The 5,623-nt window shown below is 71.3% G+C and carries 5 protein-coding genes; 4 read left to right on the forward strand and 1 reads right to left on the reverse strand.

Annotation, left to right across the window (positions count from 1 at the left end; all coding sequences use genetic code 11):
- On the reverse strand, positions 1-636 hold a 636-nt coding region (locus WA805_RS11150), incomplete at its 3' end, for an amidohydrolase family protein (protein WP_425242302.1).
- A gap of 82 nt (positions 637-718) precedes the next feature.
- On the opposite strand from WA805_RS11150, the gene WA805_RS11155 reads away from it, so the two are divergent.
- The 4 genes from WA805_RS11155 to WA805_RS11170 all read left to right on the forward strand — a co-directional run bounded on the left by WA805_RS11155 (position 719) and on the right by WA805_RS11170 (position 5,347).
- The gene (locus WA805_RS11155) at positions 719-1,621 is read left to right on the forward strand and encodes a hypothetical protein (RefSeq protein ID WP_425242303.1); all 903 of its coding nucleotides are present in this window, start codon (positions 719-721) and stop codon (positions 1,619-1,621) included.
- Entirely contained in the window at positions 1,618-2,517 is a 900-nt protein-coding gene (locus WA805_RS11160; protein WP_425242304.1) for a hypothetical protein, read from the forward strand. Before WA805_RS11155 ends, WA805_RS11160 begins: the two co-directional genes overlap by 4 nt.
- 16 nt (positions 2,518-2,533) lie before the next feature.
- Positions 2,534-3,310 carry a maleylpyruvate isomerase family mycothiol-dependent enzyme gene (locus WA805_RS11165; protein ID WP_422339220.1) on the forward strand — a complete coding sequence of 259 codons (777 nt, stop codon included), beginning with the start codon at positions 2,534-2,536 and terminating at the stop codon, positions 3,308-3,310.
- Positions 3,311-3,823: 513 nt separating this feature from the next.
- Entirely contained in the window at positions 3,824-5,347 is a 1,524-nt protein-coding gene (locus tag WA805_RS11170) for a serine hydrolase domain-containing protein (protein WP_425242305.1), read from the forward strand.
- Positions 5,348-5,623: the final 276 nt, after the last annotated feature.

Consider the following 5,623-nt stretch of genomic DNA (forward strand, 5'->3'; position numbering starts at 1 on the left):
CAGGTAGTCCTGGGCGGCGAGCAGCCCCCGGTACTTGTCCTCCCCGGTAATCTCCGGCAGCAGCCGGCTCACCAGCTTCATCGCGCCTTCCTGCAGCATGCCGACGGGCTCGCCGGCCGCGTCCCGCTCGATCCTGCCGTCGGCCGGATCCGGTGTGCGGCGGTCGATGCCCGCCAGTTCCAGGGCCTTGCTGTTGGCCCACGCGCCGTGATGGTCGCGGTTGTACAAGAACACCGGCCGGCCGGGAACCACGCTGTCCAGTGCCTGTCTGGTGGGGATCCCGCCGGGGAACGCGGGCAGTCCCCACCCGCCGCCGATGATCCACTCCAGGCCGGGGTTCGCCGCCGCGTAGCGCGCGACGATGTCCAGGTAGGCGGCGGAGTCGCTGCCCTTCTCCAGGTCGCACCCGAGCAGTTGCAGGCCGCCGGAGACCGGGTGCGCGTGCGCGTCGATGAAGCCTGGCAGCAGCGTGCCGCCGTCGAGGTCGACAATGTCAGCCGTGCCCGGCTCGACGTCCGTCCCGACGGCGCTGATCTTCCCGTCCCTGACAAGGACGTGAGTCCCTTGTTCCAGGAAGCCGGTGCCGTCGAAGACCGAACCGCCGGTGAAAAGAATGCCGTTGCTGATCTTGCCCACCTGACTTCCGGTTGTAGTGCGTGCCGAGCCTAGCGGTGCCTGACGCAGCCTTGACACCTCCCGCGGACGGAGATACGTGGGGATGGTGAGCCAGGATCTGCAGGACCGCCGCGCGTACCTCGGCTCCTATGCCGACCGCTATTTCGAGCTGCTGCCGTCGGGTGGTTACCAGCAGCTGCCGATCGCGGCCGGGGTGGTCTTCACCGAGAACGGCCAGCGCCTGCGGCTGGGGCAGGGGCTGTGGGCGACGGCCACCGGCGCGGCCCGCACCCGGGCGGTGACGGTGCTGGACGGCCCGGCCGGCCAGATCGCCACGTGGGGCATGGTGACCGAGGCCGGGCACGACGCGATCCTCGGGGTCCGGCTGAGGGTCGATGACGAGGGCCTCATCGACGAGATCGACACGTTCGTCGTGCGGTTCAACGACATGTCCTCCACCTTCAGCGGCAGCGGGCTGCTGGACGCGCAGCGGCTCGCCCGCCCGGCGCCGGGGCTGCTTGACCTGGTTGACGAGGGCGACCGCCCCAGCGTGGCCGAGCTCCGCCGGGCGGCGGACGGTTATCTCGACGGGGTGTCTTCTGGCGAGGCTGGCCTGATCCCGGTCGCCGATGACTGCCTGCGGATCGAGAACGGCGTCCAGACGGTGCTGCGGGCCGACGGGCTGCTGCCGGGCCGGGCGCCTAACTCCGCGACCGCGATGGGCGTCGCGCAGCAGGTCCGCGAGGGCGTCACCCGGCACATCGCCGTGGCGCGGGACCGCGGCATGTACCTCACCGACCCGTCGCGCGGGCTTGTCATGGTCCGGTTCTTCTTCGACCACCCGGGCGCGGTGCGCGGCTGGCAGGGCCGGTCCCCGTTCACCGGGCCGAACAGCATGCCGGCCTGGGAGGTCTTCAAGGTGCGGGGCGGGCTGATCAGGCACATCGAGGCGATTATCGCCTGGTTCCCGTACGGATACCGGTGGGCGGCTGAGGAGCAGCGATGATAACAGCAAGAGGCGGCGGGCTGGAGGAGCTGCTCGGCGAGTACTACGCCGCGCTGGTGGCCTGCGATCCCGGCCGACTGCCGCTGGCGGCCGACGTGACGTTGACCGAGAACGGCCAGCGCATCGCGATCGGCACCGGGCTGTGGGCGACCGCGGCCGGCGTCGCGGGCAGCCGCGTGGTGACGGTCAGCGAAGAGGCGTACGGGCCGGGCGGGACCGCGGGCAGCGTGGCCGGCTGGGGGATGATCACCGAGGGCGGCGCGGACGGCGCGAACGCGCTGCTCGGCGTCCGGCTGAAGACGACAGGCAAGGCCATCAGCGAGATCGAGACCCTCGTGGTGCGCCGCGCGCCGTTCGGCCGGACGACGTTCCCCGAGCGGCTGCTCGAACCGAGCGCGGCGATGGCGCAGATCCTGAAGCTGGCCGACCGCGGTACCCGCGAAGACCTGATCCAGGCCGCCAACGGCTACCTGGATGGCGTCTCCCGCGACGACGCCGACCTCATCCCGGCCGCCGACGACTGCGTCCGGATCGAGAACGGCCTGCAGACGGTGCTGAACCCGGACGCCGAGGGGTTCCCTGAGACGTTCGTGAGCAGCGGCGGGCTAGGCGGGCTCGGCCTCGGCGTGCGCGCGCAGATCCGCACGCTCGCCTTCCGCTACATCGAGGACATCCGCGACCGGCGCTTCGTCGCCGCCGATACCGAACGCGGCCTCGTGCTCGTCTGCTGCTTCTTCGACCATCCGGGGAAGGTGCGCGACGCGGGCTTCGACTCGCCCATTGCCGCGCCCAACAGCATGCTGATCTGGGAGCTGTTCAAGGTGGCCGGCGGCCTGATCCGGCGGATCGAGGCGATCGGGGCCGCGTTCCCCTACGGCATGCGCGCCGGCTGGTAACCATAGGATCAGCTGCATGACCGATCCCACGCCCTACATGCGCGCGCTGCGCGCCTCGCACGACCGTCTCACCAGCGTCGCCGTATCCCTGGACTCCGATGACCTGCGCAAGCGGTCTTACGCGACAGAGTGGTCGATCGCCGACGTGCTGTCGCACCTGGGCAGCGGCGCGGAGATCTTCGAGCTGTACGTGAACGCGGGCCTCGGCGGCGAGCCGCCGGCGCAGGAGGACAACCAGCGGATCTGGGACACGTGGAACGCCCGGTCACCAGAAGAGCAGGCGGCGCAGAGCGTCGCCGCCAACGAGGCGCTGGTCTCCCGCTTCGAGTCGCTGACCCCGGAGCAGATCGACTCGCTGCGGGTCACGATGTTCGGCGGCATGGTCATGGACGCGGCCGGGCTGCTGCGGATGCGCCTGTCCGAGCACGCGGTGCACGGCTGGGACGTGGAAGTCGCGGTCGACCCGGCCGCGCGGGTCTCCCAGGACGCGGTCGAGCTGCTGCTCGGTGCGCTGCCGCAGATGATGCAGTGGATGGGCAAGAAGGCCGCCGACCCCGCGGTGATCGCCGTCACCGCCACCAGCCCGGACGGCGCGTACACCATCGACACCGGCGGCGTCACCCTGACACCCGGGGCTGGGGAAGCGCCAGCGTCGGCTTCCGTGGAGCTGACGTCGGAAGCCCTGCTGCGCCTGGTCTACGGGCGGGTGGATGAGTCCGCCGTCGCCTCCGGCGAGCTGCGCACGGAGAACGTGACCTTGCCCGAGCTGCGGGCGGTGTTCCCGGGCTTCTAGCGCTGAGCTTGACCTTTCCCTTGGGGCAACCCGCACAAGCGTCACGGTCTCCCGGACCGCCACCCTGGCCATCAGTGCACCCGCCTTCCCGGCCGCCCTCGTCCCGGGAAATCGCGCGGACCGCCGGGCGGACACACCGGATGCACGCCCGACTCGGCGGCGCGCGTCAAGCCAGCACACGCCCCCAGCGGGACCCACCCGTGCCGTCCGTGGAAAACCCAGCGGTTACACCGACCGTCCTACCCGGGTACGACTGGCAGGAGGGCGGCTGGAGCTCGCGGACAGTTCCACGGTGACGGGGCCGGTGATCACCAACGGCGACCGCAGCAGTTCGCTGGTGCAGGTCAGGACGTCGGGCCGCCCGCCCGCGCGTGGGTATATGCTTGGCGCGGTGGTTCCGGTCGCCGCTGGGTCCGCGGGCAGAGCTGCAAGCTCACCGGGTATGCGTGAACATGTCGACGGTCGTCTTTCCCGCCCGACGTCGCGGACCCCCGGGCAGTGGGAGGGACCACCGTGTCCGAATCATCGCGTTCACTTCCCGATCAGCCCAGCCTTCGTTTCCTGAAGCTGGAAGCCCGCCGCCGGCTGGCGGCCGGTGAATTCCGCGCCCTGTACGAGGCGCAGCTCGCTATCGCGCGCGAGTATGGCTTTTCGAGCTGGACGGCGCTCAAGCAGGTCGTCGGCGACAGCCAGCCAGACCCGGACGAGGACGTGCTCGATCATCTCGGCTGGGTCGTCTCCCGGCTGGCGGGCGCGGGCCAGCCGGACTGGGCTCCGCCCGCAGAACAAGAACTGGCCGAGCACTTCGAGCAGTCATACCTGGACCGGGTAACGCCCGGACATCTGATAAAGAACCTGTCGGGCATGGCCCGGAACTGGTCGCTGGGGGACGAGGTCACCGTCATCACCGAGCGTCCGCGGTTCATCCTGGCTCGAGTCGGTGGCGTGCGGATCACGACGGTGGGAGCCGACGAACCGCCGCACCGGCTGCGCGGGATACAGGCGCACCGGATCGGCGAATCGGTCACCGATTCCCGGGTCGCCGCGCCGCCCGCCGACGCGGCGGGCGAGGTCCCGCAGGCAGCGGTCGCCGTGGCCGAGGAGGCCTTCGGTAAGCTCGGCCTGCCCGGGCTGGTGCTGGCCGGCGTCGACGACCACGGCCAGCCGTGGGAGCTGGCCCGCGGCTGGGCCCGGCTCGACCCGCAAGAACCGCTCAGCACGACCCACCGATTCCCGGTCTACACGATCAGCACGCTGATCACCGCCACCGCCGTGCTCCGCCTGGTCGCTGACGGCAGGCTCGAGCTGGACGGACCGGCCAACGATCACCTCCGGACTATCCGGCTCGCCGACGACCACATCACCGTCCGGGATCTGCTCACGCACACCGACGGGCTGGCCGCACCGGGCGAGGCGTTCGCCGAGACGGTTCCCGACCTGGCCACGCTGACCGGGCCGGTACTGGCTTCCGGCGGGACACGCGGCACCGCCGCGGGGGGCCTCGGCGGGTACGCCGCGCTCGGGGCACTGATCGCTGACATCAGCGGATCGCCCTACCCCCAGGCAGCGGCCCGGCTGGTACTCGACCCGCTGGGGATGAGCGGCTCGTCATTCCCCGAGCGCTGGCCAGCAGCGGGCGAACGGGCCGTCAGCGGCCACCGGCTGGACGACGGTGGAGCGTTCGTCCCGGCGGCCGCCGAGGTCGGCACCGTCCCGGCCGCCTTCGGCTTGTGGACGACAGCGGCCGACCTGATCCGCTTCGCGCTCGGCTGGTCCGCCCTGCTGCCCGCTCCGCTCGCCGAGGAGGCGCTGCGGCCAGTGGCCCGCCCCCGCCCCAGCTCGGAGGTCGCCATCGGCTTCGGCTGGCGGATAAACGAATCCCGCGGCGCGGCGGGCCACGGCGGGCTTGCCCGCGGCGCGGCGGCGTCGCTGGTCGTCAAGCTGGACAGCGGCAAGGCCTACGTCGCCTTGACCAACCGGGGTATCCCGATCGAGGAGGTCAACGGCCGCGTCGCCCAGGCGCTCGCCGACTCCTAACGGCCGCCGCGGATCAGGGTTTCGCCGCCGGGACACCAGCGTCCCGGCGGCAGTTGGGGTAACCCGCACACTGGCCGCATCGGGCACCGCCCACCGCGAGGCATACGTCGACTTGGGGACCCGGCGACCAGATAGGAGCGGCTCTCATGGAACACCTGCGCGAAAGCCAGTCCGGGCCAGAACCAGCCGCCGCAACCGCCACACCAGTCACACCAGCTGGCCTGCACTTGCGCGACTCGCCTGAGACGAGCGCGGCGTTGCCCTTGACCCGAGGTC

It is taken from the genome of Trebonia sp. (assembly GCF_049794275.1).
Classification (GTDB): Bacteria; Actinomycetota; Actinomycetes; order Streptosporangiales; family Streptosporangiaceae; genus Trebonia.

What these genes read in the sequence shown, in the direction of transcription:
- WA805_RS11165 (WP_422339220.1), top strand. Translation starts at nt 2,534, where the DNA reads ATGACCGATCCCACGCCCTACATGCGCGCGCTGCGCGCCTCGCACGAC.
- WA805_RS11160 (WP_425242304.1), top strand. Translation starts at nt 1,618, where the DNA reads ATGATAACAGCAAGAGGCGGCGGGCTGGAGGAGCTGCTCGGCGAGTAC.
- WA805_RS11155 (WP_425242303.1), top strand. Translation starts at nt 719, where the DNA reads ATGGTGAGCCAGGATCTGCAGGACCGCCGCGCGTACCTCGGCTCCTAT.